General features: G+C 70.3%; 2 protein-coding genes. One reads left to right on the forward strand and one right to left on the reverse strand.

Annotation, left to right across the window (positions count from 1 at the left end; genetic code table 11):
- The coding region (locus tag ACT6Y9_RS09960; RefSeq protein ID WP_443744413.1) for a TDT family transporter at positions 1 to 911 on the reverse strand (911 nt) is incomplete at its 3' end.
- A gap of 311 nt (positions 912 to 1222) precedes the next feature.
- On the opposite strand from ACT6Y9_RS09960, the gene ACT6Y9_RS09965 reads away from it, so the two are divergent.
- The coding region (locus tag ACT6Y9_RS09965; RefSeq protein WP_443744414.1) for a heavy metal translocating P-type ATPase at positions 1223 to 3020 on the forward strand (1798 nt) is incomplete at its 3' end.

The raw sequence follows: 3020 nt of genomic DNA on the forward strand, positions 1-3020 counted from the left end.
GCGAGCACGTAGAGAATCACCGCCGCCGCGACCGCAAGCTCGGCGTGCGCCATGAGGCGGAGCTCCCCGGCGTACGCCGCCCCTTCGGGCCAGCGACCCACCATGGCCGAGAGCTTGTAGAGCGCCGTCGCGCCGATCGCCATCGGGAACGTGAAGGCCGCGTACCCGGGCGAAAACCGCAGCCGCAGCAGGTGCCAGAAGGCGAAGTAGACGGCCGCCGTCATCAGCACCGCGATCCCGAAGAGAAGCGCGGTGAGGAGGAGATTCGGCTCCGGGTGAATGGTGAGGAGTCCCGCGAGCGAGAGCGACGCGGGCGCCGCCATGATCGCGATCGTGGGCTTCGCCGCCTGCGCGACGGGAGGGAGGAAGAAGAGCCGGTAGAGCATCAGCGGGAGGAGCACCGCGTAGGAGGCGAGCCCCACGAAGAGGAGCGCTTCGGCGAGCGGGAGGAGCGCCGGGACGCCGGGAAACGACACGTCGGCGACGATCAACCCCACGGGCGGCACGAACCACGAGGGCACCATCTTCTCCATCCCGGGGTCGCGCAGCCGCCACCAGACGAAGGCCGCAAGCGCCGCGAGGTGGACCGCGACCGCCGCGCACCAGAGGCCGACGGCAAAGCGCGGCAGGGCGTCGAGCGCCGCGCGCGAGATCACCATCAGCGCCATCGCGAAGGTGGGGACGATGCTTCCGGCCACCGGGTGCTTGAGGTCCGCCTTGAGCGTGTCGAAGTGGAGCGCGAAGCGCAGCACGAGGAGCGCCAGAAGCAGCGACGCGACGGCCGCTCCCGCGATCTGTCCCCAACCGTGGAGCGGGAGCGCGTTCTCGAGGCACCAGCCGAGGCTCGCGACGCCGAGCGCGAGGCCGGCCATGGGTGTCGGAAGTCCGCGGAGGCGTTGGGCGGCGGTCATGGGTGAAGAGCTCCGGAAGTGAGGCGTGGCGGAAAGGATTGAAAAGGCGCGGCGGAGGAACCGCTCCGCCTGTGCGAAAGAGCGGAGCGCGAGTCTAGCAAATGCCGCGTCGTTCGTACGATTGAATCGAACAGATCGAACGAATCGTTCTTATGCATCGAACAGTTATGCTCCTTTCGAGGCGCCTCTCCCACCCCCGAAGCCTCCCAACGGCGGATGCCGTCCCGCCGCAGCGAGGCTCTATAGTTGGGGGGATCAGAATGATTCTTCTTTCCGCACCGGCCGGGGACTCCCCGCGCCGGTTTTTCGACATGACTCAGAACACACAGGCGGCGGATTCGCCCGCCGCCCCCGCTCAATCGACGCCCTCGGCGTCGTCCGCTCCCGCCGCGCCCGACGCCGGCCGCACCTGCCGGCTGCGCTTCGACGTCACCGGCATGAGCTGCGCGGCCTGTCAGGCGCGCGTCGAGAAGGTCACCGCCGCCGTCGAAGGCGTGGACTGCGCCGTGGTGAACCTCCTCAAGAACACGATGGAGGTCGAGACCCGGGTCGCCGACACCGCGGCCCTCACCTCGGCGATTGAGGCGGCCGTCGCCGAAGCGGGCTACGGCGCCTCGCGCTCGGAGGGCTCCGACGGCCCGAAGAAGGGCCCGTCGCGCGCCGAAGAGGCCGAGGCCGCCGCCCGCGAGGTGCGCACGCGCCTCGTCTGGTCGGTGGGCTCGCTCGTCGTGCTGATGTACGTGAGCATGGGCGCGATGATGGGGATCCCGATGCCCGAGTGGCTCGGCCGCGACGAGGCCGGGCTCATGCGGGGCGTGCTGCAGCTCCTCCTGTCGCTCCCGCCCCTGTTCCTCAACCGCGTCTTCTTCATCCGCGGCTTCAAGGCGCTCTGGATGCGCGCCCCCAACATGGATTCGCTCATCGCCGTGGGCGCCTCGGCGGCCTTCATCTACGGCTGCTGGGTGCTCCTTGAGGCCTCGTGGATGGCGGGCCTCGGCATGACCGAGCACGCGCTCCACCTCATCCACGGGCTCTACTTCGAGGGCGCGGCGATGATCGTCACGCTCATCACCGTGGGCAAATGGCTCGAAGCCCGCGCGAAGGGGAAGACCACGGGCGCGATCGAGCGTCTCGTGGCGCTCGCCCCCCAAACCGCGGTGGTCTTGAAGGACGGCCGCGAAGTCGTCGTCGCCCGCGAGGCCGTCAAGTCCGGCGACTTCGTGGTTCTCAAGACCGGCGCCACCATCCCGGTCGACGGCGTGGTGACGGAGGGCTCGGGGTCGGTGGACGAATCCGCGATGACGGGCGAAAGCATCCCGGTCGAGAAGACCGTGGGCGACGCCGTCACGGGGGCGACTCTCGTCGCCTCCGGGCGCCTCGTGATGCAGGCGCTCCGCGTGGGCGAGGACACCGCGCTCGCGCAGATCATCCGGCTCGTGGACGAAGCGACGAGCACCAAGGCGCCGGTCGCGCGCCTCGCCGACCGGGTCTCGGGCGTCTTCGTGCCGGTCGTGATCGCGATCGCGCTCCTCACGCTCGGCGTGTGGCTCATGCTCGGCGAATCCTTCGGGTTCGCACTCACCTGTGCGATCTCGGTCCTCGTGATCTCGTGCCCGTGCGCGCTCGGACTCGCCACCCCCACGGCCATCATGGTGGGCGCGGGCCAGGGCGCGAAGCGAGGCATCCTCTTCAAGACCGCGGCCGCCCTCGAGCTCCTCGGCCGCGTGGACGCGGCGGTGCTCGACAAGACGGGCACCGTCACGACGGGCAAGCCCGTGGTCGCCGGTCTCGCCCCGGCGATGTCCGGGCTCGAGACGCCGCTCCTCATGACCGCGGCGTCCCTTGAATCGGCTTCGGAGCATCCGCTCGCCGCGGCCATCGTCGCCGCGGCGAAGGAGAAGAACCTTCCTCTGCAGCCCTCGAGCGACTTCAAGCAGACGGCGGGCCAGGGGATCTCCGCGAAAATCGGGCGCCGGCGCTACTTCGCCGGCAACGCCCGCATGGCCGAAGCGCTCGGCGTCCCCATCCCCGACACGCTCCGTCAGGCGGCCGACGCCGCGGCCGCCGCAGGCGAGACGCCGCTCTTCGTGGGCTCCGTCCCGGAGGCGG

Origin of the sequence: Sutterella sp. (assembly GCF_052272535.1) — a bacterium.
In the GTDB taxonomy this organism is placed as follows: Bacteria; Pseudomonadota; Gammaproteobacteria; order Burkholderiales; family Burkholderiaceae_F; genus Sutterella.